The sequence below is a fragment of the Thioalkalivibrio sp. ALJ2 genome, assembly GCF_000378325.1.
GTDB lineage: Bacteria > Pseudomonadota > Gammaproteobacteria > Ectothiorhodospirales > Ectothiorhodospiraceae > Thioalkalivibrio.
Map to the genome: position 1 here is coordinate 287,553 of NZ_KB899556.1, position 24,998 is coordinate 312,550.

The 24,998-nt window shown below is 65.3% G+C and carries 23 protein-coding genes; 4 read left to right on the forward strand and 19 right to left on the reverse strand.

Annotated features, from left to right (window positions below):
- Positions 1 to 2: 2 nt before the first annotated feature.
- The 17 genes from galU to F468_RS0108660 form a co-directional block, all read right to left on the reverse strand.
- Positions 3 to 893 (reverse strand): UTP--glucose-1-phosphate uridylyltransferase GalU, encoded by an 891-nt coding sequence (galU, locus tag F468_RS0108580; RefSeq protein ID WP_018993919.1) that lies wholly within the window; start codon positions 891 to 893, stop codon positions 3 to 5.
- Positions 894 to 948: 55 nt separating this feature from the next.
- Positions 949 to 1,233, reverse strand: coding sequence for a ComEA family DNA-binding protein (locus F468_RS0108585; protein WP_012982617.1), 285 nt, complete (start codon positions 1,231 to 1,233; stop codon positions 949 to 951).
- A 63-nt stretch (positions 1,234 to 1,296) separates the two neighbouring features.
- On the reverse strand, positions 1,297 to 2,028 hold the full coding sequence (gene pyrF / locus F468_RS0108590; RefSeq protein WP_018993920.1) for an orotidine-5'-phosphate decarboxylase: 732 nt from the start codon (positions 2,026 to 2,028) through the stop codon (positions 1,297 to 1,299).
- Positions 2,029 to 2,051: 23 nt separating this feature from the next.
- Complete coding sequence (locus F468_RS0108595; protein ID WP_012982615.1) at positions 2,052 to 3,278, reverse strand: tetratricopeptide repeat protein; 1,227 nt, start codon at positions 3,276 to 3,278, stop codon at positions 2,052 to 2,054.
- A 342-nt stretch (positions 3,279 to 3,620) separates the two neighbouring features.
- Positions 3,621 to 3,938, reverse strand: a complete 318-nt coding sequence (locus F468_RS0108600; protein WP_012982613.1) for a lipopolysaccharide assembly protein LapA domain-containing protein — start codon at positions 3,936 to 3,938, stop codon at positions 3,621 to 3,623.
- Between the two features lie 5 nt (positions 3,939 to 3,943).
- Entirely contained in the window at positions 3,944 to 4,306 is a 363-nt protein-coding gene (locus F468_RS0108605; protein ID WP_255349413.1) for an integration host factor subunit beta, read from the reverse strand.
- A 34-nt stretch (positions 4,307 to 4,340) separates the two neighbouring features.
- Positions 4,341 to 6,011 (reverse strand): 30S ribosomal protein S1, encoded by a 1,671-nt coding sequence (gene rpsA, locus F468_RS0108610; protein ID WP_012982611.1) that lies wholly within the window; start codon positions 6,009 to 6,011, stop codon positions 4,341 to 4,343.
- Positions 6,012 to 6,093: 82 nt separating this feature from the next.
- Positions 6,094 to 6,801, reverse strand: coding sequence for a (d)CMP kinase (cmk, locus tag F468_RS0108615; protein ID WP_012982610.1), 708 nt, complete (start codon positions 6,799 to 6,801; stop codon positions 6,094 to 6,096).
- Positions 6,798 to 8,102, reverse strand: a complete 1,305-nt coding sequence (aroA, locus tag F468_RS0108620) for a 3-phosphoshikimate 1-carboxyvinyltransferase (RefSeq protein WP_018994965.1) — start codon at positions 8,100 to 8,102, stop codon at positions 6,798 to 6,800. The genes cmk and aroA overlap by 4 nt, the downstream gene beginning before the upstream one ends.
- A gap of 3 nt (positions 8,103 to 8,105) precedes the next feature.
- Positions 8,106 to 8,987 carry a prephenate dehydrogenase/arogenate dehydrogenase family protein gene (locus tag F468_RS0108625; protein WP_012982608.1) on the reverse strand — a complete coding sequence of 294 codons (882 nt, stop codon included), beginning with the start codon at positions 8,985 to 8,987 and terminating at the stop codon, positions 8,106 to 8,108.
- Positions 8,984 to 10,141 (reverse strand): histidinol-phosphate transaminase, encoded by a 1,158-nt coding sequence (hisC, locus tag F468_RS0108630; RefSeq protein WP_018994966.1) that lies wholly within the window; start codon positions 10,139 to 10,141, stop codon positions 8,984 to 8,986. Before hisC ends, F468_RS0108625 begins: the two co-directional genes overlap by 4 nt.
- 12 nt (positions 10,142 to 10,153) lie before the next feature.
- Positions 10,154 to 11,212, reverse strand: coding sequence for a prephenate dehydratase (gene pheA / locus F468_RS0108635; RefSeq protein ID WP_018994967.1), 1,059 nt, complete (start codon positions 11,210 to 11,212; stop codon positions 10,154 to 10,156).
- A gap of 60 nt (positions 11,213 to 11,272) precedes the next feature.
- Positions 11,273 to 12,436 carry a 3-phosphoglycerate dehydrogenase family protein gene (locus tag F468_RS0108640; protein WP_018994968.1) on the reverse strand — a complete coding sequence of 388 codons (1,164 nt, stop codon included), beginning with the start codon at positions 12,434 to 12,436 and terminating at the stop codon, positions 11,273 to 11,275.
- 38 nt (positions 12,437 to 12,474) lie between these two features.
- Positions 12,475 to 13,560, reverse strand: coding sequence for a 3-phosphoserine/phosphohydroxythreonine transaminase (serC, locus tag F468_RS0108645; protein WP_018139263.1), 1,086 nt, complete (start codon positions 13,558 to 13,560; stop codon positions 12,475 to 12,477).
- Positions 13,557 to 16,169: a DNA gyrase subunit A gene (gyrA, locus tag F468_RS0108650; RefSeq protein WP_018993925.1), complete on the reverse strand. Its 2,613-nt coding sequence runs from the start codon at positions 16,167 to 16,169 to the stop codon at positions 13,557 to 13,559. Before gyrA ends, serC begins: the two co-directional genes overlap by 4 nt.
- Positions 16,170 to 16,310: 141 nt before the next feature.
- Positions 16,311 to 17,387, reverse strand: a complete 1,077-nt coding sequence (gene mtnA, locus F468_RS0108655; protein ID WP_018139261.1) for an S-methyl-5-thioribose-1-phosphate isomerase — start codon at positions 17,385 to 17,387, stop codon at positions 16,311 to 16,313.
- A gap of 28 nt (positions 17,388 to 17,415) precedes the next feature.
- Entirely contained in the window at positions 17,416 to 19,731 is a 2,316-nt protein-coding gene (locus F468_RS0108660; protein WP_018994969.1) for a DNA internalization-related competence protein ComEC/Rec2, read from the reverse strand.
- A gap of 113 nt (positions 19,732 to 19,844) precedes the next feature.
- Here F468_RS0108660 and F468_RS0108665 point away from each other — a divergent pair, with 113 nt between their 5' ends.
- Positions 19,845 to 20,414 (forward strand): DUF2062 domain-containing protein, encoded by a 570-nt coding sequence (locus F468_RS0108665; RefSeq protein WP_018139259.1) that lies wholly within the window; start codon positions 19,845 to 19,847, stop codon positions 20,412 to 20,414.
- Between the two features lie 68 nt (positions 20,415 to 20,482).
- Here F468_RS0108665 and F468_RS0108670 read toward each other — a convergent pair whose 3' ends face one another.
- Both F468_RS0108670 and F468_RS0108675 read right to left on the reverse strand, forming a co-directional pair.
- Complete coding sequence (locus F468_RS0108670; protein ID WP_026296514.1) at positions 20,483 to 21,196, reverse strand: ABC transporter ATP-binding protein; 714 nt, start codon at positions 21,194 to 21,196, stop codon at positions 20,483 to 20,485.
- The gene (locus tag F468_RS0108675) at positions 21,189 to 22,439 is read right to left on the reverse strand and encodes a lipoprotein-releasing ABC transporter permease subunit (protein ID WP_018139257.1); all 1,251 of its coding nucleotides are present in this window, start codon (positions 22,437 to 22,439) and stop codon (positions 21,189 to 21,191) included. Before F468_RS0108675 ends, F468_RS0108670 begins: the two co-directional genes overlap by 8 nt.
- A 91-nt stretch (positions 22,440 to 22,530) precedes the next feature.
- Here F468_RS0108675 and F468_RS0108680 point away from each other — a divergent pair, with 91 nt between their 5' ends.
- Genes F468_RS0108680 through F468_RS0108690 form a run of 3 tightly spaced genes read left to right on the forward strand, consistent with a single transcriptional unit; the run spans position 22,531 to position 24,902 of the window.
- Entirely contained in the window at positions 22,531 to 22,929 is a 399-nt protein-coding gene (locus F468_RS0108680; protein WP_018139256.1) for a hypothetical protein, read from the forward strand.
- Positions 22,926 to 23,996, forward strand: a complete 1,071-nt coding sequence (locus F468_RS0108685; protein ID WP_038049141.1) for an agmatine/peptidylarginine deiminase — start codon at positions 22,926 to 22,928, stop codon at positions 23,994 to 23,996. Before F468_RS0108680 ends, F468_RS0108685 begins: the two co-directional genes overlap by 4 nt.
- A gap of 6 nt (positions 23,997 to 24,002) precedes the next feature.
- Positions 24,003 to 24,902 (forward strand): carbon-nitrogen hydrolase, encoded by a 900-nt coding sequence (locus tag F468_RS0108690; RefSeq protein ID WP_018174328.1) that lies wholly within the window; start codon positions 24,003 to 24,005, stop codon positions 24,900 to 24,902.
- Positions 24,903 to 24,998: the final 96 nt, after the last annotated feature.

The window sequence follows — 24,998 nt, forward strand, 5'->3', positions numbered from 1 at the left end:
CTTCAGGAGGTGCTGGCGCGGGATTTCAGATAGGCGCCAAAGTCGTCCTTCAGCTCCGGGTGCATCAACGCGAACTCCACGGTCGCCTCCAGATAGCCCAGCTTGCTTCCACAGTCGAAGCGGCGACCTTCGAAATTAAGGGCAGTTACACGCTCTTCCTGAAGTAACTTGGCAATTGCGTCGGTCAGCTGGATTTCGCCCCCAGCACCGGGCTCCTGCTCCGCCAGCAGCTCGAAGATGCGCGGGGTCAGGACATAGCGGCCCACGACCGCCACATTGGAGGGTGCGTCCGCCGGCTGCGGCTTCTCCACAATCCCGCGTACGTCCCAGGTGCGCGGGCCCGTTTGCACCGGATCAATGATGCCGTACTGATGGGTGCGGTCCGCCGGCACCTCTTCCACGCCCAGCACGCTGCATCCATGCTGGTTAAAGGCCTCAACCATCTGCTTCGTGGCACCGCCCTGCTCTTCTTCGATCAGGTCATCGGCCAGGATCACCGCAAAGGGCTCGTTGCGTACCACCGGCCGCGCGCACGCTACCGCATGTCCCAGACCCAGTGCCTCGGCCTGACGCACGTACACACAGGTCACGTTGGACGGCACGATATTGCGCACCTTCTCCAGCATCTCCGTCTTGCCGCGTTCTTCCAGCTCCGTTTCAAGCTCGTAGGCCTTGTCGAAGTGATCGGGGATGGAACGCTTGTTGCGACCGGTCACGAACACCAGGGTCTCGATACCCGCACGCACGGCCTCCTCGGCCGCGTACTGAATAAGCGGCTTGTCGACAATGGGGAGCATCTCTTTGGGGTTGGCCTTGGTGGCCGGAAGAAAGCGGGTGCCCATGCCCGCGACAGGAAAAACAGCGGTACGGATCGGTGGCGTATTCGGGTTCATCCTGACTCCAGGTGGGGAAAGACGACGGGGATCGGCCCCGTCGTCCTCGATCGGGCTACTCGACCTCGATACGGTCGAGATTCATCTCCACCGTGCGCTCGCCGACGCCGGATACGTCCGTCAGCGCCTGCACCGAGGCAAACGGACCGTGGGCTTCGCGATGCTCGACGATCGCCTCGGCCTTGACCTGGCCGATGTTGTCCAGCGTCGCGAGTTCATCCGCCGATGCCGAGTTCACATTCACCGGCGTCTGCCCGCCTGATGCCGTAACCAGCGCCAGCGGCAGCACGCACAAGGCGGCGAAGAACCAGCATTTCACACAGTAGATGGCATTTTTCATGTTAACTGCTCCATGTTGAGTGATAACCGGCGCAACCCTTGCGCCAAGGTCATCCTAACGGGATCAGTGGCTCTGGAAAACCCTCTCCAGGCGATGTGCGAAATCGGTCGCAGCTGCCGCCGGATCGGCCGCCCGGGTAATGGGTCGTCCCACCACAATGGCGCTGGCACCGGCCTTGATCGCGTTCTCCGGTGTCATCACCCTGCGCTGATCGTCTCCTTCGGCCTCCGGAAGCCGGATTCCGGGGGTCACCAGCATCGGGCCAGAGCCCAGCTCCTCACGCAGCAGGCTTGCCTCCTGCGCAGAACACACCAGCCCCTCCAGCCCAGCCCGTGCGATGGCCAGATTGCCCAGCAGGCGCACCTGGGCCTCCGGGCTGCGCTGAACGCCAATCTCGCGCAGCGTGTGTGCGTCGCTGGAGGTCAGAACCGTAACCGCCAGAACGGCGGTGTGATCATTGACCTCGCGGACCGCCTCGTGCGCCGCCTGCATCATCTGCAAGCCACCACTGGCGTGCACATTTACCAGCCATACGCCGGTTCGCGCCGCTGCCCTGCAGGCGGCGGCCACTGTATTGGGGATATCGTGAAACTTGAGATCGAGGAATACCCGAAAGCCGAGATCGTGCAGTCTGCCCAATAAATCGGGCCCGGCCACGACAAACAACTCGAACCCGACCTTCAGGGCGCACAATGACGGATCGAGACGCTGCGCCAGCTGGATGGCACTGTCGGCATCGGCAAAGTCGAGTGCCACGATCAGACGCGGGGCTGGGGACTGAACGACTGCTCGCATGGCTCTTCCTGATTAAATGGGTTTCAGCGCGTCCCTTCGCGGACCAGCGCATCTTCAGCCTCCTCGGTAGAGGCATCGAGTTCAAAATCCAGCCCCCGCAGGGTATCCCATCGGCGACAGCTCGGACATTGCCAGACGTGCGCTCGACCTTGGTAGCCACAGTTCATGCACTGGTACAGATGCTGGCTTCCGAGCTGATCCGAAAGCGCTTTCTCGAACGCGGCGAACTCCACACTGTATTCCTGCACCGCGGGGAGAATCTTCATCCAGCGCACGGCCTCGAGCAAGCCCGATGTCGGCACCGGGCGTTGCGAAAGGATCATCCCGAGTTCGGAGAGTGCGGCATCCAGCCGCCCGGTGCGACGGTACAACCGCATCAGTGCGATCCGCGCCACGGTGATACCGCGGCTGTTCGCCAGATCTTCCAGGGTTTGCTCCAGCTGCCCCAGGCGGTTCTCACCTGGCAGTGCCTGGTGCAGCCGCTCGAGGCGCGGCACGACCAGGGGTGCCAGCGGTGGCGTACGGGCCACGGCCTCACGGCCGCATGCAATCGCATCGGCGATGCGGTCTTCGCGTTCCGCGATCTCGGACTTGATCAGCAGTGCGCGCGACAGCCCAGGGACCAGCCCCTCTGCTTGTGCCGCTCGCTCGGCGGAGGTTGAGCGGTCACCTTGCTCCAGCGCAATAGTCGCCAACTCACAGTGATAATGCGCGATTCGAAGATGTTCATTCGGCACGTTATGCGCTTTCAGTCGTGTGCCGACCTCGATCGCGCGCTCCCATTCACGCTGGGTTTCATAGACATGCTGCAGGCCCTTCAGCGCCTGCACCGCCTGATGCGGCGAGTCCGCAAGCTCGCGGAAGACCGCCTCGGCCCGATCGAGAACGCCGGCTAGCAGAAAGTCCTGCCCGAGCTCGTTCAGCGCCTGGGCCCGCTGCTCGTCCTTCAGAGAAGGACGCGCCACCAGGTTCTGATGGATCCGGATCGCCCGATCGACCTCGCCTCGACGCCGGAACAGGCGTCCAAGAATCACATGGGTCTCAAAGGTTTCGTGGTCGACCTCCACCATCTCGATGAAGGCCTGCAAGGCATCATCGGTACGGTCGTCCAGCAGATATCGGACGCCCTCAAGGTAACGGTGAAGGGAAGGTTCCTGGTCCCCCGGGTCTTCCGGGTGGACGCGACGGGCTACCCACCAGCCGCTTGCCGCCGCCACGGGCAGCAAGAGCCAGAACCAGTCGTTGATCACGTGACGCTCCCGGACTCGGACAGCGACCCCAGCTTTCGCGCCGGGCCACAGGGCCGAGCGAACGCTGCGAGGCATACCCGTTTCCACACCCTGCAACATGACCCACGAGAAGGGCCTGGCCAACCAATCTTGTTACATCGGGTGATCAATAAACGAGCGTTCACGGGAGAGGAAACGAGCCATCCCAACCATATGGTCGATCGATTCTCGGACGTAGCGGAAGACATGGCGCGTCGTTTGTGCCTCAAGGCTAGTGTGCCTCAAGGCTAGCCTTCGCCGGCTGCACTGTGCACGTGGGCGAAATGGACTCCAGCGCGGGCATGCACAGTGATCCGCATTGCACTAATAAAAATCCCGCATCGGGGCCGTTCGCATCTGCTCGACCTCGGTCTTCAATGCGCGATTCTCCGCGCGCAGGTCCGCCACCTTCTGGTTCAGTCGGCGGATACGGAGAAGCAGAATGGCGGCCGTGACGACCACACCCACGAGCGCGGAAATGCCCAGCAGGACTACCAGGGGCGCTTGCACGTCTACCCATGGCAGGCTCAGGGTGACCTGGCCCTCGTTGAACACCACAAGAATACCGATCGCCGAAGAGATCAGGATCAGCAAGGCAAACGCGACTGCGTTGCGGACCTGCTGGCGCCGTCGATCGGACATGCCGATTACTCGTCGACAACCGCGGGGCTATTGACCCGCTCGCGCAGTTCCTTGCCGGGTTTGAAATGCGGGACATGCTTGCCCGGCAGTGCCACCCCTTCCCCGGTCTTGGGATTGCGTCCAAGACGCGGCGGGCGGAAATGCAGGGAGAAGCTGCCGAAGCCACGAATCTCGACTCGCTGACCATGCGCCAGGGCCTGACTCATCCGTTCCAGCAACGCCTTCACGCACATCTCGACATCCCGTGCGGGCAGGTGAGGCGATTTCTGGGCGAGGCTTTCGATCAATTCCGATTTGGTCATCTGACGCTCGTCACAGACAGAAGAAAGAGATCCGCACTGTGCGGATAAAAAAACAGTCCACGGCATCCGTACGGACACCGTGGACTTTATTGTGACGGACTTAGTCGTTCTTGCCCATCTGTTCCTTCAGCAGATCGCCAAGGGAGGTCGTCGCACTACCGCTCGCGGAGTAGTCGGAGACCATCTCGGCCTCTTCGGCGCGGTCCTTGGCCTTGATCGACAGGCTGATCGCACGGGTCTTCTTGTCCACACCCATGAACTTGGCCTCGACCTCTTCGCCGACGTTCAGCACGGTCCGCGCATCTTCCACACGGTCCTGGGAGATATCGGCCGCACGCAGGATGCCGTCGATACCGTCAGCCAGCTCGATCACGGCCGCCTTGGCGTCCACTTCCTTGACCGTACCCTTCACGATGCTGCCCTTGGTGTGCTCGGCCACGAAGTTGGAGAACGGATCGCGGTCCAGCTGCTTCAGCCCCAGGGAGATACGCTCGCGCTCCGGATCCACCGACAGCACCACGGCCTCGACCTCGTCGCCTTTCTTGAAGTTGCGGATCGCCTCTTCACCGGCCTCGTGCCAGGACAGGTCGGACAGATGAATCAGGCCGTCGATGCCGCCATCCAGACCGACGAACACGCCGAAGTCGGTGATCGACTTGATCTGGCCGCGGACCTTCTCGCCACGATTGTGGTTGGCGGCGAAGTCGTCCCACGGGTTGGACTGGCACTGCTTCATACCCAGCGAGATGCGGCGGCGCTCTTCGTCCAGGTCCAGGATCATCACCTCGACCTCGTCGCCGATGGCCACGACCTTGCCCGGATTGACGTTCTTGTTGGTCCAGTCCATCTCGGACACGTGCACCAGGCCTTCCACGCCGTCTTCGATTTCCACGAAGCAGCCGTAGTCGGTAATGTTGGTGACCTTGCCGAAAATACGGGTGCCGGTCGGGTAACGGCGGGTGATGTTCTCCCACGGATCCTCGCCCAGCTGCTTCAGGCCCAGCGAGACGCGCATGCGTTCGCGGTCGAACTTCAGCACCTTGACTTCGACTTCCTGGCCGATCTCGACCACGTCGGAGGGGTGCTTCACGCGCTTCCAGGCCATGTCGGTGATATGCAGCAGGCCGTCGATGCCGCCCAGATCCAGGAACGCACCGTAGTCGGTCAGGTTCTTCACGATGCCCTTCACGACCGCGCCTTCCTGCAGGTTCTTCAGCAGTTCTTCGCGCTCGGCGCTGTATTCCTGCTCGACCACGGCGCGGCGCGATACGACCACGTTATTGCGGCGGCGATCCAGCTTGATGAGCTTGAATTCCAGTTCCTTGCCTTCCAGGTACGCGGTATCGCGCACCGGACGTACATCCACGAGTGAACCGGGCAGGAATGCACGGATGTCTCCCAGCTCGACGGTGTACCCGCCCTTGACCTTGCCGGAGATCTTGCCGGTGACGTACTGCTCTTCTTCCATCGCACCTTCGAGACGATCCCAGGCCTTGGCCCGCTTGGCCTTCTCGCGCGACATGCGCGTCTCGCCGAAACCGTCTTCGGGGGTTTCGAGGGCCACTTCGACGACATCGCCGACCTTGACCTCGAGCTCGCCCTCGTCGTTCATGAACTGCTCGGTGGGGATGACCCCCTCGGACTTCAGGCCGGCATTGACCACGACCACATCCGGGGTGACCTCAATGACGGTGGCACTGAGGATGGCACCCGGCTGCATCTGGGTGTAGGCCATGCTCTCTTCGAGCAGTTGCGCGAAACTTTCACTCATGGATTTAAAAACCTGTGATTAAACAAACTCTTGAAGAAACTTCCTACAAGAGGGTTTGAACGTTAATGTACCCGCTTCGAGGCTATCCCTCGATTCGGGGGCTTTGTTCCGGGAGTACGTCCCGGAGGCGCTCCAGGATCATGTCCACCACGCTGACGATGTCGAGTTCCGTGGTATCCAGCACCCAGGCATCTTCGGCGGGCTTGAGGGGAGCCACGCTACGCTCGCGGTCACGGCGGTCGCGCGCCTCCATCTCATCCTGAAGGGCGGAAAGATTAGCACTAAGTCCTTGTTCCTTCAACTGCATGTAACGCCTGCGCGCCCGCTCCTCCGCCGAGGCCGTCAGGAAGATCTTGAGGTCCGCATCCGGGAACACCACGGTGCCCATGTCGCGCCCGTCCGCGACCAGCCCCGGGGCCTGAGCAAACCATCGCTGGCGATCGAGCAATGCCTCGCGTACAGCGGGCAGCGCGGCGACCTGCGAGGCATCGGAACCCGCCTGTTCGGTGCGCAGGAGCACGTCCACCGGCTGGCCCTCAAGCAGGGTCGTTACCCTTGCCGCATCGCCGTCGATCTCGAAGCTGACGTCCAGTGCGCCGGCCAGGCGTTCGAGTCCTTCGATATCGGTCAGCTCCACCCCATGCTGGCGCGCCGCAAGGCCCAGCAGTCGGTACAGGGCCCCACTGTCGAGCAGGTGCCAGCCCATCGCCGCGGCGACGCGCATGCACACCGTCCCCTTTCCGGCACCACCCGGGCCGTCAATGGCGAGCACCGGGATCGCCGCCGTCATGCCGCCTCCAGCGACAGACCGGCATTACGGGCAAGGTCCACGAAACCCGGGAACGATGTCGCCACATTGGCGCAGTCACGAATGCGAATCGGGCCACTGGCCCGCAGCCCGGCCATCGCGAACGACATCGCGATACGGTGGTCGCCATGGCTGTCGATCTCTCCGCCGGCGAAACCCTCGCCGCCCAGAATGCGAATACCATCGCGCTGCACCGAGCACTGCACACCCAGCGCCTGAAGCCCATCGGCCATCACCTGAATGCGATCGCTCTCCTTGACCCGCAGTTCTTCCGCGCCCGTCAGGACCGTCTCGCCCTCGGCGCAGGCCGCGGCGACAAAGATGGCCGGGAATTCGTCGATCGCCAGCGGCACCAGCTCGGTCGGGATTTCGATCCCCTTCAGGCGCGTGGCATGTACCTCGATGTCGGCCACCGGCTCGCCGCCGGCTTCGCGTTCGTTCTCCACGCGGATATCCGCGCCCATCAGGCGCAGGATGTCGATCACACCGGTCCGGGTCGGATTGATGCCGACGTGTTCCAGGCGCATCTGCGAGCCCGTCGCGATGCTGGCGCCCACCAGGAAGAACGCGGCCGAGGAAATGTCCGCCGGGACATCCACCGAACTGGCCTGCAGGCGCCCGCCACCGGTCACACAGGCCTTGGGACCATCCCGGGTAACGACGCAGCCGAAGCCATTCAGCATCCGCTCGGTGTGGTCCCGGGTGGGCGCGGGCTCGGTCACACAGGTTTTCCCGTCTGCCCACAATCCCGCGAGCAGGATCGCGGACTTGACCTGTGCGCTGGCCACCTGCAGCACATGATCGGTGCCCCGCAGGGGTGCGCCGCCACGGATGCGCAAAGGCGGCGTACCCGTCTCGCTGGTCTCGATCTGCGCACCCATGAGCGCCAGGGGCTCGGTGACCCGGCGCATGGGGCGACGGGTCAGGGATTCATCGCCGATGAGCTCGCTATCGAACGACTGCCCGGCGAGCACCCCGCAGAGCAGCCGCATGGCGGTCCCCGAGTTACCCATGTCCAGCGGGCGATCCGGGGCCTGCAGGCCCTGCAGGCCCCGGCCCTGGATCACGACCTCGCCTGGCCCTTTGCGCTCGATCGGCACACCCATCGCGCGAAAGGCCTCCAGCGTCGCCAGGCAATCGGCCCCTTCGAGAAAGCCGGTGACACGCGTCTCGCCCTCGGCCAGCGCACCCAGCATGATCGAGCGATGGGAAATGGATTTGTCGCCCGGCACACGGGCGACACCGGAGAGCGTGCCCCCCGGCTGTACGGTAAAGGTGTTCATCTTTCAGGTATCCAGTTGTGCATCCGCCGGGTCACAAAAACGATCCCGGGTTTCCTTTGCGTGCCGAAAGCGCGTCTCGATCGCGGGCCCGTCCGCCGATTCGATCATCCCGCGTAACTGCTCCAGGTCACCCTGGTAGCGTTCGATCACCTCGAGGATGGCCGTGCGGTTGGCCAGGCAGATATCGCGCCAGACCACCGGGTCCGACGAGGCAATGCGGGTGAAATCGCGAAAGCCGCCCGCCGCATAATGAAAGATCTCGTCGCGCTCGCTCATGTCCGACAGTGACGCCACCAGCGTGTAGGCCAGCACGTGAGGCAGATGGCTCGTCGCCGCGAGCACCCGGTCGTGGTGGGCGGGTGTCATGAATTCCACCCGCGCACCAGTCGCCTGCCACATCTGTGCAATGCGATCGCTGGCCATCGGGTTGGTCGCATCCGCCGGGGTCAGGATCACCAGCCGGTCCCGAAAGAGGCTGGGGAATGCCGCCGCCACCCCGCTCTTCTCGGTCCCGGCAATGGGGTGACCGGGCACAAACTGGCGCGGCGTGGTGCCAAAGCCCTCGGTCACCGCGTCGATCACGGCCTGCTTGCTCGAGCCGACGTCCGTCAACGGGCTGTCGTCCGGCCAGCAGCCGGCCAGGTCGCGTGCCAGCGGGCCCATTGCCCCCAGCGGCACTGCCAGTACGCCGATATCCGCCCCTTCCGCGGCCTCCGCCACCGAGGTCGTCCAGCGGTCGATCACGCCCAGACGCTCGGCCTCGCGCAGGTTGTCCGCATTGCGCGAACAGCCCACGATCTCGCGTACCGCTCCCGCCTCGCGCAAGGCGAGCGCGAGCGAGCCACCAATCAGGCCAACCCCGAAGATGACCAGCCGCTCGATCATGCCAGGGCCCGATCCAGTGCCTGCAGGAAGCGTTCGTTGTCCTCGGCCGTGGAGACCGTCACCCGCAGATGCCCGGGCAGCCCGTAGTTCTCCACGGGGCGCGTAATCACGCCTTCGTGTTGCAGCGCCTCGTACACCGGCCCCGCATCACGCCCGGTGTCGAAGGTGATGAAGTTGCCTACAGACGGGATCGCGCGCAGCCCCCGCTCGCGCAGCCCCTCGCCCAGCTGCAGCAGGCCCTCGCGATTGACGCGCACCGAACGTTCGATATGGGCGGAGTCCCCCAGCGCGGCGAGGCCCGCAGCCTGTGCCACGGCATTAACATTGAACGGCTGGCGCACGCGATTGAGCAGTTCCGCGACCGCGGGTGAGCTGATGGAGTACCCCAGGCGCAGGCCGGCAAGGCCCTGAATCTTGGAAAACGTGCGGGTCACGATCAGATTCGGGTAGCGCGCGACCCACTGGGTGGTGTCGGGATAGTCTTCCTGTTCAACGTATTCCGCATACGCCTCGTCGATCACCACCAGCGTGGTGGCCGGCATCGCCGCCACAAAGGCCTCGAGCGCCGCGCGCCCGACCCAGGTCCCGGTCGGGTTGTTCGGATTGGCCACGAACACCACCCGCACGGCGTCATCCACGGCTTTCTCCATCGCCGCCAGATCATGCCCGTAGGGCTGTTCCAGGTCGGTCGCAGGCAGCGCTTCGACCACCCGTGCCTCGGCCCCCACCGCCTGGGTAACCAGCGGATATACCGCAAAGGCATGAGCCGAAAAAACCGAGGTACGACCGGGCGCCAGCCACGCCCGCGCAATCAGCTCCAGGATCTCGTTGGACCCATTGCCGAGGGTAATGGCATCCGGATCGACACCATGCCGAGTGGCTAGCGCGGCCTTGAGTTCGAAGCCTGCCCCATCGGGATAGATGTGGGCCTCGCTCATCGCCGCGCGCGCGGCCTCCACCGCCTGGGGCGAGGGCCCCAGCGGATTCTCGTTGGAGGCCATCTTGATCGCCTGCTGAATACCCAGCTCCCGCTCGAGCGCCGCGATCGGCTTGCCGGGCTGATAGGGCGTCAGGCCCCGAACGCCATCCACGGCAAGCGCGGCGGCATCAAAGCCACCCGGGTTCATATCGGACGCGGGGTTGCGTGAAGCCATGGAATGTCTCGGTTAGGTAGCGGCCTGGGGGTAGCTCCCCAGCACCTTGACGGTATCGGCGGTCTGGCGCAGCTGCTCAAGACAATCCTGGATTGCCCGATCCTTCTGGTGGCCCACCAGATCCAGGAAAAACACATAGGTCCACTGGGTACAGCGCGAGGGCCGGGACTCGATCCGGGTCAGGCTGATGCCGGCCTCTGCGATCGGCTTGAGCAGTGCATACAGCGACCCTGGCCGGTTCGCGGTACTGAGCATGATTGAAGTCCGGTCCGCACCACTCGGCTCGGTGGACGCGGTGCCAATAATCAGGAAGCGCGTGGTGTTGTCCGCGCGATCCTCGACATGCTGCACCCGCAGTGGAACACCATAGTGCTCGGCGGCCACGCGGCTGGCGATCGCCGCGCTTTCCGGATCTTTCGCCGCGACCTCCGCCGCCCGCGCGTTGGAGGACACCGCCTCGCGCTCCGCGTGTGGGAGGTGGGTGTCCAGCCACTGCCGGCACTGGGCCAGTGCCTGGGCGTGCGCGCGGACACGGCGAACCTGGCTCAGGTCTTCGGCCTGCGCCAGAAGATGATGATGGATCGGCGTCACGACCTCGCCGCAGATCTGCAGCGGCGAATCGAGGAAACAGTCCACGGTATGCGTGACCACGCCCTCGGAGCTGTTCTCGATCGGCACTACACCGAACTGCGCCCGCCCGGCTTCCACCGCGCCAAACACCTGATCGATCGAGGTCAGCGGGGTGGTCTCCACCGCATGACCAAAGTGCTTGCGTGCCGCCAGGTGGGTAAACGTACCCTCGGGGCCCAGATAGGCGACCGTCAGCGGGTGCTCGAGCGCCAGGCACTCGGACATGATCTCCCGGAACAGCCGGACCACGGCCTCGCCGGACAAGGGTCCGGGATTTTCCTCGCGCACGCGCCGCAGGATCTCGGCCTCGCGCTCCGGCCGGTAGAAGACCGGATTCGGCTCGAAGTCGCGCTTGACCCGCGCGACCGCCTCGGCGCAGCGTGCACGCTCGCTGAGAAGCTCCAGCAACTGCCCGTCCAGCGCGTCGATGCGGTTACGCAAGGACCCGAGGTCTTCCGGCCCCGTAGCGGCTTTCGGCGATGGCCCCTTCTTCGTCACGATCTACAGCACCCGTGCGCGCAGCACGCCATCAATCTGCAGCAACGCATCCAGCGTGGACGGGTCGGGCTTGCCGTCCACGTCCAGAAGCGTATACGCGAGATCCCCACGGGAATCGTTCATCAGGTGCAGGATGTTCAGGTTGGATTCGCCCAGGACATGCGAGATGCGCGCCACGCGATCCGGGAGATTGCGGTTGACCACCGCGATGCGGGTGTCGCCCTTGCGGTCCAGCACCAGGGTCGGCAGGTTCACCGAATTGACCACATTGCCGTTCTCGAGATAGTCGCGCAGCTCGTCGGCGATCATCACCGCGCAGTTCTCTTCCGACTCGGTCGTCGAAGCCCCCAGGTGCGGCAGCGTGATGACCCGCGGGTGGCCCAGCATGTTGGGCACCGGGAAGTCGGTAATGTAGGCGTGCAGCCGCTCGGCATCGAGCCCTTCGCGCACGGCCTCGTCATCGACGATGCCCTCGCGCGCCAGGTTCAGCACCATCGCGCCTGGATTCATACCAGCCAGCCCCTTGGCATTGACGATATGGCGAGTGTTCTCGGTCAGCGGTACATGTACCGTCACCGAGTCGGCACCCTCCAGGGCAGCTTCCACGGAGCGCGCCCGCTCGATGTCCGAATCGAGGCGCCAGGCATTCTCGACCGTGACCTTGGGGTCGAAACCCACGACTTCCATGCCGAGGGCCTTGGCCGCATTGGCCACGCCGACACCGATGGCGCCCAGTCCCAGCACGGCGAGCTTGCGCCCGGGCAGTTCGAAGCCCGTGAACCGCTTCTTGCCGTGTTCGACCGCGGCCATGAAGTCGTCCTTGCTCGGGTCCAGCTCCTGCACATAGCCGGCCGCCGGGAGCAGATTGCGCGCGCCCAGCAGCAGGCCGGCGATCACCAGCTCCTTGACGGCATTGGCATTGGCCCCGGGCGCGTTGAATACCGCGACCCCACGGTCCGACAGCGCCGTGACCGGGATATTGTTCACCCCGCTGCCAGCCCGCCCGACGGCCAGCACGGACTCCGGGATATCGACATCGTGCAGATTGAACGAGCGCAGCATCAGCGCGTCGGGCTGATTGATGTCCGAGGCGACCTCGTAACGGTCCCGCGGGAAGCGATCCAGCCCGCGTATGGCGATATTGTTGTAGGTCTGTATGCGGTACATCCGGGTCCTCCGTGATCGGTTACCCCAGGGGGACACGCTCAGGCGTGGCGGTTCTCGAAGTCCGCCATGAACTCGATCAGCGCGTCCACAGCACTCTCCGGCACGGCGTTGTAGATGCTAGCGCGCATACCGCCCACCGAACGATGCCCTTTCAGCGACGACAGCCCGGCGGCATCGGCCTCGTTCAGGAACGTACCATCCAGCGAGTCGTCCGCGAGGATAAACGGCACGTTCATCCACGAACGCGCATCCGGCTCGACCGGGTTGCGATAAAACGCCGAGTTATCCACGAAATGATAGAGTTTCTCGGCCTTGCGCTGGTTGATCTCGGCCATCTTGTCCAGCCCGCCCTGCTCCAGAAGCCACTCGAAGACCAGTCCCGCCAAGTACCAGCCGAAGGTCGGCGGCGTGTTGTACATGGAGTCGTTTTTCGCCTGCAGCGTCCAGTCGACCACCGCCGGCAGATTCGGATTCGACTCTTTGTCCAGCAGGTCATTGCGAACAATCACCACGGTCAGCCCGGCGGGCCCGATGTTCTTCTGCGCGCCCGCGTAGATCACGCCAAATTTCGACACGTCGATCGGGCGCGAGAGGATGGTGGAGGACATGTCCGCCACCAGCGGCTTGCCCCCGACATCCGGGACCTCGTGAAACTCCACGCCACCGATCGTCTCGTTCGGGGTGTAGTGCACGTAGGCGGCATTCGGGTCCAGATTCCAGCTGTCGCGCGCCGGGATCGAGGCGTAGCCACTGGCCTGCGAGCTGGCGACGATATTCACCGGCCCGAACTTCTGGGCTTCCTTGATCGCCTTGCCCGACCAGGCCCCGGTGTCGATGTAGTCCATCGGTTTTCCGCCCGAGTGCAGGTTCATTGGGATCGCCGCAAACTGGCCGGTCGCCCCACCCTGCAGGAACAGCACACTGTAGTCGTCCGGAATGTTCATCAGCTTGCGCAGGTCTTGCTCCGCCTTCTCGGCAACCTGCATGAACGGCTTGCCGCGATGGCTCATCTCCATAACCGACATCCCGGCGCCATGGAAATCGATCAGTTCTTCGCGTGCCCGTTCCAGGACCGCCTGCGGCAGCGCAGCCGGCCCCGCACTGAAGTTATGCACTCGGCTCATTCCGGATCTCCGTTGTCGATGGTGTTCTGCGTGGATTCGTCGTCCTCGCTCTCGCTGTCGTCGTCCAGGTCTTCATCCTCGCCCTGCAGCTTTTCGACCCGGGCCAGTTCCACCAGGCGCTCGCCCTCGTCCAGGCGGATCAGCCGCACACCCTGCGTATTGCGCCCGATCAGCGGGATCTGGTCCACCGGTGTACGCACCAGCGTACCGCCCGTGGTGATCAGCATCGCCTCGTCGTCTTCCAGCACGCGCGCGGCCCCGACCAGTGGCCCGTTGCGCCCCTCGGTCTGGATCCCGATCACGCCCTGGCCGCCACGACGGTGGACCGGGAATTCGTCGAAGCGAGTCCGCTTGCCGTAGCCGTTCTCGGTGGCCAGCAAGGCGGCACCCTCGGCGACATTGAGCAGCGCAATCACGCGATGATCCGATTCCATGCGCACGCCGCGCACACCGCAGGCGGTACGGCCCATCGGCCGCACGTCGTTCTCGGAGAAGCGCACTGCCTTGCCGGCCGTGGTAACGAGCATTACGTCCATCTGGCCATCGGTAAGCGAAACGTCCACCAGGTAATCGTCGTCGCGCAGATCCACCGCGATGATCCCGGTCGAGCGGCGGCGCGAGAAGTCGGTCAGCGGGGTCTTCTTGACCGTTCCGCGCGCGGTCACCATGAACACATAGTGGTCCGGGTCGTACTCGCGCACCGGCAGGATGGCGTTGATTCGCTCGTCCGCTTCCAGCGGCAGCAGATTCACGATCGGCTTGCCACGCGAGGCGCGCGAACCCTGCGGCAGTTCATAGACTTTCAGCCAGTAGACCCGCCCGCGGCTGGAGAAACACAGCACCGTGTCGTGCGTGTTCGCGACCAGCAAGCGGTCGACAAAGTCCTCTTCCTTGAAGCTCGCGGCCGCCTTGCCGCGACCGCCTCGGCGTTGCGCGCGGTAGTCGGCCACCGGCTGGTACTTCACATAGCCGGCGTGGGAGAGCGTCACCACGACGTCTTCCTCGCCGATCAGGTCTTCCAGGGTGAGGTTCGCCTGGCGCTCGCGGATCTCGCTACGGCGTTCGTCGCCGAACTGCTCGGCCACGGCCAGCAGTTCGTTGCGGATCTCCTGCTGCAGGCGCTCCCCCGAACCGAGAATGTCGAGCAGGTCCTCGATCAAGTCGAGCAGCTCGCGGTATTCGTCGAGGATCTTGTCCTGTTCCAGCCCGGTCAGACGGTGCAGGCGCAGATCCAGAATCGCCTGCGCCTGGGCCTCGGACAGGCGATAGCCGTCGTCGCCCACGCCGTAGTCCGCTGCCAGATCCTCCGGACGCGAGGCGCTGGCCCCGGCCCGGTCGAGCATGTCGCTGACCACGCCCAGCGGCCAGCTGCGCGCCAGCAGGCCGGCCTTGGCCTCGGCCGGGTTGGGGGCGGCACGGATCAGTTCGATCACCGGGTCGATGTTGGCCAGCGCGATCGCCAGGCCTTCCAGGATATGGGCGCGCTCGCGCGCCTTGCGCAGGTCGAAGATCGTGCGGCGGGTAACCACCTCGCGGCGATGCCGCAGAAAGGACTCCAGCACCTGACGCAGATCCAGCACCTTCGGCTGGCCGTCAACCAGGGCGACGATGTTGATGCCGAAGACGTTCTGCATCTGCGTGTGCATGTACAGGTGGTTCAGGACCACCTCGGCCATCTCGCCGCGCTTGAGCTCGATGACCAGTCGCATGCCGTCCTTGTCCGACTCGTCGCGCAGCTCCGAGATGCCGTCGATGCGCTTTTCCTTGACCAGCTCGGCGATCTTCTCGGTCAGGCGGGCCTTGTTCACCTGGTACGGGAGTTCGGTGACGACGATCGCCTCGCGCTGTCCGCCCTCCAGCGGCTCGACATGCGAGCGCGCCCGGATCAGCACCCGGCCACGACCAGTGCGATAGGCCTCGCGCACGCCTTCCACGCCGTTGATGATCCCGGCCGTCGGGAAATCGGGGCCCGGCACGTGCTCCATCAGACCTTCGATGGATATCTCCGGGTCATCAATCAGCGCCACACAGGCGTTGATCACCTCGCGCAGGTTGTGCGGCGGGATGTTGGTCGCCATCCCCACCGCGATCCCGGCGGAGCCGTTGACCAGCAGGTTGGGAAACTTGCTCGGCAGTACCGCCGGCTCCGTCTCGGAGCCGTCGTAGTTGTCGATGAAGTCGACGGTTTCCTTGTCGATATCGGCCAGCAGCTCGGCCGCGATGCGCGCCATGCGCACCTCGGTATAACGCATGGCCGCCGGGGAATCACCGTCAATGGAGCCGAAGTTGCCCTGCCCGTCGGCCAGCATGTAGCGCATCGAGAACGGCTGCGCCATGCGCACGATGGCGTCGTAGACGGCGGAGTCACCATGCGGGTGGTATTTACCGATCACGTCACCGACCACGCGCGCCGACTTCTTGTACGGCTTGTTGTAGTCGTTGCCCAGCTCGCGCATCGCGTAGAGCACGCGGCGATGGACCGGCTTGAGGCCGTCACGGACATCGGGGAGGGCCCGGCCCACGATTACGCTCATCGCGTAATCGAGGTAGGACTGCTGCATCTCGTCTTCGAGATTGACCGGGAAGATTTCCTTGGCAAATTCAGCCATCGAGGGTTACGCCGTCCGTCTGAACAAGCTCGCGATCATACCACAGGGGTAACCACTGGGACCTAGCAAATGGGCCTGAAATCGCCCCTCCGTAGCTCTCAGCCGGGGTGCACCACTGTGAAACACCGTGATCCGGCGCTGTCAGCCCTCCACAACAGGCTCTCCAGCGACGGCTTTCCGCCGCAGGGCGGCCAGTTTGTCCCGATCCGGCGCCTCGACCACACCGTGCTCGGTCACGATCGCGTCGACCAGGTGCGCCGGCGTGACGTCGAACGCCGGGTTGTAGGCCCGGGCGCCGTCCGCGGCCACGCGCTTCCCGGCGAGCGCCAAAACCTCGTCTTCGGCGCGCTGCTCGATCGGGATACCCTCCCCGTCCGGCATGTCGAAGTCGATGGTCGACAACGGGGCCGCGACCATAAAGCGCACGCCGTGGGCACGGGCCAGGAGGGCCAGCCCATAGGTGCCGATCTTGTTCGCCACATCGCCGTTCGCCGCAATGCGGTCGGAACCCACGATCACCCAGCCGACGCGTCCGGAACGCAGCAGACTGGCGGCCGCCCCTTCGCACAGCAGCTGTACCGGGATACCGTCATGCACGAGTTCCCAGGCGGTCAGCCGGCTCCCCTGGAGCCACGGGCGGGTCTCGTCGGCAAAGACCTCGGTCACCCGACCCTCGTCCCAGGCCGCGCGAATCACCCCCAGGGCCGTGCCATAGCCCCCGGTGGCCAGCGAACCCGTATTGCAGTGGGTGAGCACCGCCTGTCCCGGCTCAATCAAGGAAGCCCCGTGCCGCCCCATGCGACGGTTGCCCGCGATGTCGTCGTCCAGCATCTGCCGGGCCGCGGTCGTGGTCGCCTCAATGGCGGCCTCCGGATCCGGGGCGCCATCGACCTCCCGGGCCATGCGGTCCAGTGCCCAGAACAGATTCACCGCCGTGGGCCGCGAGGCCCGCAGGCGATCCATGTCCGCGGCCACGCGTTCGCGCCAGTCGTCCCGACCCCGGGCCTTCTGGCAGGCCAGCACGACCCCGAACGCGGCCGTGATCCCGATGGCGGGCGCACCGCGCACGACCATGTCGCGTATCGCGGTCGCCACCTCGCCGGCATCGGTGTAGCACTGGCGCACGGCCTCGCCCGGCAACAGGCGCTGGTCGAGCAGATAGAGGTTGCCGTCTTCAAAGCGAATCGGGCGGATCGTGTCGGAGCGGTGTTCGGTCATGGCGTTATTCTATCAGGGCTCTTTTCGGTCAGGGCTTTTGCGGGTGCCAGAATCGCGTCCGCGGGCGGCCTGTCGCCGGAGCGCGGTCGAGTTGCGCGCTGCTCGTGACCAGCGCCCCGCTGCGCCCGGTCTCGTACAGGGGAATACCGCTTAGCTCCAGCCGTTTCCGTGCCTCGTCGGGCAAACCGGCACCCTCGGCAGTCGTCGCAGCCCAAACCTGACCGGGCGGGAATTGCGCCAGCCAGTCGTCCTGCAGGGCGCGCGGGTTGGAAGTCCTCGGCGCTACCAGCAAGTCAACCGCAAATCCTGCGGTGCCCCGACGCATCACGGCCTCGCCGAGACCATCCAGCCCGCCCATGACCAGCAGGGTCGCGTCCGCCCCCTCCACCTTCAGCACACAGGACGCGGACGAGTCGTCATTCCAGCCCGGCGGCGGATGGAGTACCTCGAAGCGCACACCGTCCCAGTTCCACTGATCCCCCTTTTCGCAGCTTTCGTCATTGTCATGGCTCACCGGAGTGCGCCGCAGCGTGCGCCCCACCGGAATCTGTTCCCGGACTGCCGCCACGCCGCCGGCGTGCCCGGCATGCTCGTGCGTCACCATCAGCGTGTCCAGGGAGCGGATGCCGCCCGCCCGCAAGGCCGGCACCACAATTCGGTCACCCGCGCTGAAGCCGCCCTCCCGGCCCGGACCCGCATCAATTAACAGCGCGTGTCGTCGGGTCTCGACGATGGTGGCCTGCCCGGCGCCAACGTCCAGGACCTGAACGCGCCACTGCCCGGCCCCAAGCTCCGGGCGCAACGGCGCGACCAAGGCGATCGCAGCCACTGCAATCCAGGGCGCCAATCGCCGGGCGAGCGGCTGCAAGGCCAGGAAAACAGCCACCCCGCCCAGCAGGGACGCGGCCACCGGCACATGGCGCTGGTCCACCAGGACAGGGATCCCTGCCAGTGCCTCGAGCGTCATCACCAGCAGTGCCAACAGGCCATCCGCAATGCATAACAACAAGCCACCTGCGGCCGGCCACCCCCACGCGAGCAAGGCACCGACCAGCAACAACGGCAAGATCAGTAGCGTCACCATCGGCACCGCGACCAGGTTGGCCACGGGTGCGACCCAAGACCCCAGCTGGAACCAGGCCAGACTGAGCGGCAGCATCGCAATCGCCAGCACGACCTGGATGCGCAGGCCTTCGCGCCAGCCGGTCGTCCCGACCCGACCCTGCAACAGCAGCAGGATCACGGCCACTGCGCCGAACGAGAACCAGAACCCCGGGGCCAGCACGCTCGGTGGGTGCACAATCAGCACCATGGCCGCGGCAAGGGCCAGGGCGCGCCAGGCAACACCCTCGCGACGCGACAGCACCGCAAGCGTGAGCGCAATCAGCATCAGCAAAGCCCTTTGGGTCGGGATGCTGAAACCGGCGAGTACCGCATAGCCCGTGGCGGCCACCAGCCCGACCACACCCATGAACAGCCAGCGCCGCAGCCGTCTTATAACGGCCACCCCGGACCACAACCATCCGGCAATGCCGCCGGCAAACCCCGCCACCAGGGCCACATGCAACCCGGAAATCGCCATCAGGTGATTCGTCCCGGTGTGTAGAAAGGCCTGCCATTCACTCTCGGTCATGGCCTGACGATTGCCGATGACCAGCGCCTGCACCAGGCCCGGGTGACGCAAATCCGGTGCCGCGCGCTCCAGACGCGCCTGCATTGCGGCCCGAAGGCGGTGCATGATCACGCGGCCCCTGGCCCCCTCGTGCACGCCTGCCAGTGGGGTAACGGAACGCGCAACGGCGCTGCCGTGCATCCCCTCGCGGTAGAACCAGCCTGCGGCATCGAATCCCCCGGGGTTGCGGGGGCCGTCGACACCACGCAATCGCAAGTCCAGCCGCAGCGAATCACCCACCTGTATCGCCGGCCGCGCGGGGAAGGTGCTCACCCACAACTCGCGGCCTTCAAGCTCCAGCCCCGGGCTGCCCTGCTCGATCTCCGACACCCCAACCCGGAACCGGCTGCGCCGCTCCCCGTGCTCCGGCAAACTGACCACCTGTGCCCGCACCGAGACCTCGACTCCCGACCACTCGGGACCCACGACCTTGCCCGACCAGTCCGTCGCATGCGGGAGTGCCAGCCACACGCCCGCGAGCAACCCCAGCGAGGCTGCTGGCAACCACGTGAAAGGAGAACCTCGCCGAGCCGCCTGGACCCAGCCAAGTGCGACCAGCGCGCCAGCGACAGGCAGGAACACTCTCAATGGACCTTCGAGCAAGACAGGCAGGACGGGGAGCTGGTGCAACCCCCACACACCGGCGATCAGACCCAGCACCGCGACCATCATGGCGCACGGTCCCGTCCAGGAAGAGTTGGAATCCTCTCCCCAGGGCCCAGTCCTAGCAGGTAGGATGCACGCCCAGGATTGGGCCTGCGAGAGTCCGACAGATACCCACAGACATGGCGAAGCACATCATCAGAAGGCTGTTCCCCGGCATGGAGGGCGTGCGCGGCCATCGCGCACTCTCCCCACTGGGGCCGCGCCTGCGGTCTCCGGATCTGTGGCATCTGAACCGCCGCTCCGTGGCTGGTGCGTTTGCCGTTGGGCTGTTCGTGACCTTCCTGCCTATCCCTATGCAGATGCTGGTCGCCGCGATTGTCGCGCTGATTGTGCGCGTCAACCTGCCCATCTCGGTGATCCTGGTCTGGATCTCCAACCCGATCACCATGCCCCCCATGTTGTATATGGCCTATACCGTCGGCCGCAAGCTGCTGGGTGAGCCGCCCCGCGATGTGCATCTCGACTGGAGTTGGGAATGGTTCAGTACCGAGCTGCTGACCATCTGGCAGCCGCTACTGCTCGGCAGCCTGCTCTTCGCGACGCTGGCCAGCCTCTCCGGATATCTGCTGGTGCGTGTGCTGTGGCGCGTGAATGTCGTACAGCGCCTGCGGACCCGTCGCGCGTTGCGGCGGTTACGCCAGGAGAGGAACAAGGAAAAGGAAAAAGCGGAAAAAGACGATTCGAGCTGACCGTCGGCGCACAACACACGGTGACTGTAAATCAGCAAGGCTTTGCCCGGCGCTCCCGAGCGGGCGGATCAGTCGTCGGCCAACTGGCCGTGGAAGTGCTCGCGCTCCAGGTGCCCCTTGACCAGCTGTACCGACCGATCCAGCTCGCGCGCCAGCGTGATGTCGTGCGTCACCAGCGCCAGCGCGGTGCCGGTCGAACGGTTCATCTCGCGCAGTAGCGCGAACACATGCTGGGCGCGCTCCTGATCGAGGTTTCCGGTCGGCTCGTCAGCCAGGATCGCGGACGGTCGGGTCACCAGCGCCCGCGCAATCGCCACACGCTGGCGCTCGCCCCCCGACAGTTCGGCCGGTTTGTGCGCACCACGGTGCCCGAGGTCGACCTGGCCGAGCCAGTGTTCCGCCTCCTGCCGCGCTCGCCGGCTGGCGACCCCCCGGATCAGCAACGGCAGCGCGACATTCTCGACGGCCGTCAGCTCCGGCAACAGGTGATGGAACTGATAGACGAAACCGAGGTGCTGGTTGCGCATTCGGCCCCGGCGCGCCTCGCCCATGCGCGACCACTCCTGCCCCAGCAGCCGAACCTCGCCCGCCGTGGGGCGATCCAGTCCCCCGAGCAGATGCAGCAGCGTACTCTTGCCGGAACCCGAGGCACCGATGATCGCCGTCTGGTCGCCCCGCTCCAGGCGAAAATCGACGCCCTGCAGCACGGCCACATCCAATTTGCCATCACGGAAACGCCGCTCGACCCCCATGGCCTCCAGTACAGGCACAGTCTCAGTCATGGCGCAGGGCCTCCGCCGGCTGTGTACGGGCCGCCCGCCAGGCCGGGAACAGCGTCGCCACGACGGTCAGCAAGAACGCAATCCCGCCCACCCGAAAGACATCGGATGCTTTCAGTTCCGACGGCAAGTCACTGATGTAGTAGACATCGGCCGCGAGAAACTCGATACCCATCGCGCGTTCGATAAAGGGCACCACGACATCGATATTGAGCGCCAGCGCGACACCGGCGACCGAGCCGAGCAGGATGCCGATCGCGCCGATCACCACCCCCTGGACCACGAACACCAGCATGACCCCCGAGGGGGACAGCCCAAGGGTTCGCAGTATCGCGATATCCCCCTGCTTGTCGGTCACCAGCATGATCAGCGTGGAAACGATATTGAAGGCCGCTACCGCGACGATCAGGGACAGGATGATGAACATCACCATCTTCTCGATCTGGATCGCGCGAAACAGGTTCGCGTGCTGGCGCGTCCAGTCGGACACCCGGAACAGCCCGTCAAGCTGACTGGCCACCTCGCGCGAGACCACACCCGCCCGCATCATGTCCGTCAGGCGCAGGCGCAGGCCGGTGACGCTCTCGCCGGTCTGGAAGACCGCCTGGGCGTCCTGCAGATGAATAAACGCAGTCCCGCGGTCGTACTCGTACATCCCGACCTCGAAGATCCCCGCCACCTCAAATCGTCGCATGCGCGGCATTACACCCGCTGGCGACACCGAGGCCTGTGGCGCCATCAGGATCAGAGAATCGCCTACCCTCACGCGCAGTTCCGCTGCCAGCTCGCGCCCCAGCACAATGCGGTAGGCACCGGGTTCGAGCTGCCCGAGCCGGCCCTGAGTCATGTGCTCGCCGATCCGCGCCACGCGCTCCTCGGCCCCCGGGTCCACCCCGCGGATCAGCGCACCGGAGATGTTCCCGGTGGCACTGAGCATCGCCTCGCCCTGGACATACGGAGCGACCGCCAGTACTCGCTCGTCGATCGTCTCGACCTGCTCCTTCAGCGACTCCCAGTTGCGCAAGCCACCATTCACGTCCTGGATGGTCGCATGCGACGCCATGCCCAGGATGCGATCGCGCAGCTCGCGTTCGAAGCCGTTCATGACCGAGAGCACGGTAATCAGCGCCATCACACCCAGCACCAGGCCGAGGATCGAGACGACCGAGATAAAGGAGATGAAGTGGTTACGCCGTTTGGCGCGCGTATAGCGCAGACCAATGGCGAGCGGGAGCGGGCGGAACATCGAGAAATCATGCCAGAGTTACACGGGCGCGCCTATCCCCGATGGCACAGACTTTCACGATGGGAGGCACAGCCAACAGGATGACGCTACCATGTGGTTTATCGTCCGCGAGCCATCGGAGATTTGTCTCATGCAAGGGAATCATGCAAAGCCAACGCTTACCCGTCCGCGCGGCCTGCTCGCCGTCGCTGCCGCGGCGGTCCTGGTCATGACCACGGCACTGACCCCATTGACCGTCAACGAGGCGCAGGCCGAGATCCTGCGGGGCACAAGCGGAGACTTCGAAGTGCAAACCCGTGAGGGGCTGCCAGCCCGTGGCCAGAGCCAGTCCGGGGTGCGCAGTCGTCATGGCGAGCCCAGCCAGCGCCATCCCACGGTCGGTGATCCGCCGATCACCCGCTGGGACTACAGCGATTTCTCTGTCGTGTTCGAGGGCGAATACGTGCTGCACAGCATCGTGCACGGCGAACAGACCCCGCGTCGGCCGTGACGGGCGGCGCATCTTCCCCCCATACCCGGCGTCTACCAGCAGAGTGGGAACCGCAGGCCGGTGTTCAGCTCACCTGGCCGCATAGCGGTACCGACTGGGCCGGAGAACTCGACCGGGTCCACCCTGTCTTTGCCACCCTCGCGGCTGCGATCAGCCGTTTCGAGCCGGTGGTGATCGTCGCCCGCGACCCGGAACACATCGAAGAGATCTCCGGATTTCTGGTCGAGGCCGCCATCCGCAACGACCGTCTGTGGTTCGCGCTGGCCGACTCCGACGACACCTGGGCTCGCGACCATGGCCCGATTACCGTACTGGAAGGGCCGCAGCCCCGCCTGCTCGACTTCACCTTCAACGGCTGGGGCGGCAAATTCCCTGCAGAGCATGACAACGCGATCACCACTGCCCTGGCCCAGCAGGGCGTCTTCGGCCCGAACGTGCCGGAGCCCATCGCAATGGTGCTGGAGGGTGGCAGCATCGAGTCCGACGGCGACGGCACCCTCCTGACGACTGCCCAATGCCTGCTGCAGCCAACACGCAACCCGGATCTGGACAAGGCGGCGATCGAGCGCCGCCTGCACGAGCATCTGGGCACACAACGGGTCCTGTGGCTGGAACATGGCCACCTCGAAGGGGACGACACCGACAGCCACATCGACACCCTCGCCCGCTTCTGCAGCCCGGATACGATCGCCTATGTCCAGTGCGACGACCCCGATGATCCGCACCACGGCGAACTGGCGGCCATGGAGGAGGAACTCCGCTCGCTGCGCCAGGCCTCCGGCGCGCCCTACCGGCTGATTCCCCTGCCCTGGCCTCGCCCGCAGCGCGGCCCCGATGGCCAGCGCCTGCCGGCGACCTACGCAAACTTCCTGATCCTCAACGATGCCGTCCTGATGCCGGCCTACGACGACCCCGCCGATGCCATCGCGCTCGATCGCCTGACCGAGGCCTTTCCGGGGCGCGAAATCGTGGAAATCGACTGCCGGGCCATCATCCGTCAGGGTGGCAGCCTGCACTGCCTGACCATGCAATACCCCAAGGGCGCCCTTGGCATCCCGGAAGACTGATCTGTGATGACGACCGATACCCTTCCCGTGGCCCTGATCCAGCACCGCGATGCCGGGAGCGTCGAGGCCAACCTGGACGCGACCGCCCAGGCCGTAGCCGATGCCGCGGCGGGCGGGGCTCGCCTGGTCGTGCTGGCCGAGCTGCACACCGGCCCCTACTTCTGCCAGACCGAAGACCCGGGGGTCTTCGACCGCGCCGAGCCCATCCCCGGCCCGTCCACCAGGCGCCTGGGACAGATCGCCCGCGACAACGCCGTGGTGCTCGTGACCTCGCTGTTCGAGCGGCGCGCAGCCGGCGTTTACCACAACACCGCGATCGTCTTCGAGGCCGATGGCCGCCCGGCGGGCCTTTACCGCAAAATGCACATCCCGGACGACCCCGGGTATTACGAGAAGTACTACTTCACCCCGGGTGATACCGGCTTCGTCCCGATCGACACCTCGGTCGGCCGGCTGGGCGTGCTGGTCTGCTGGGACCAGTGGTATCCGGAGGCCGCGCGCATCATGGCCCTGTCCGGGGCGCAATGCCTGATCTACCCGACCGCCATTGGCTGGGACCCGCGCGACGAGGCGGACGAGCAGACCCGCCAGCGCGAGGCCTGGATCACCGTCCAGCGCGGCCACGCGGTCGCGAACAACCTGCCGGTCCTCGCCTGCAATCGCACCGGACACGAAATGGACCCGTCAGAGACCAGTCCCGGGGCCCGGTTCTGGGGCACCAGCTTCGTTGCGGGCCCGCAGGGCGAGTTCCTGGCGCAGGCGGGCGAGGATCAGCCCGAGACCCTCCGCGCCACCCTGGACCTGGGCCGCACCGAGGCGGTCCGCCGGATGTGGCCCTTCCTGCGCGACCGTCGCATCGACGCCTACAGCCCGATCCTCAAGCGCTACATCGACCGCACGGACTGACCGCTACCGGCTAATTCAGCGCCTTCCCGACGGGGTTCCGCCGCAAACAGGATCGAATCCGTATAATGCCGGCCCGTTTTCCCGGATTCTCGACAC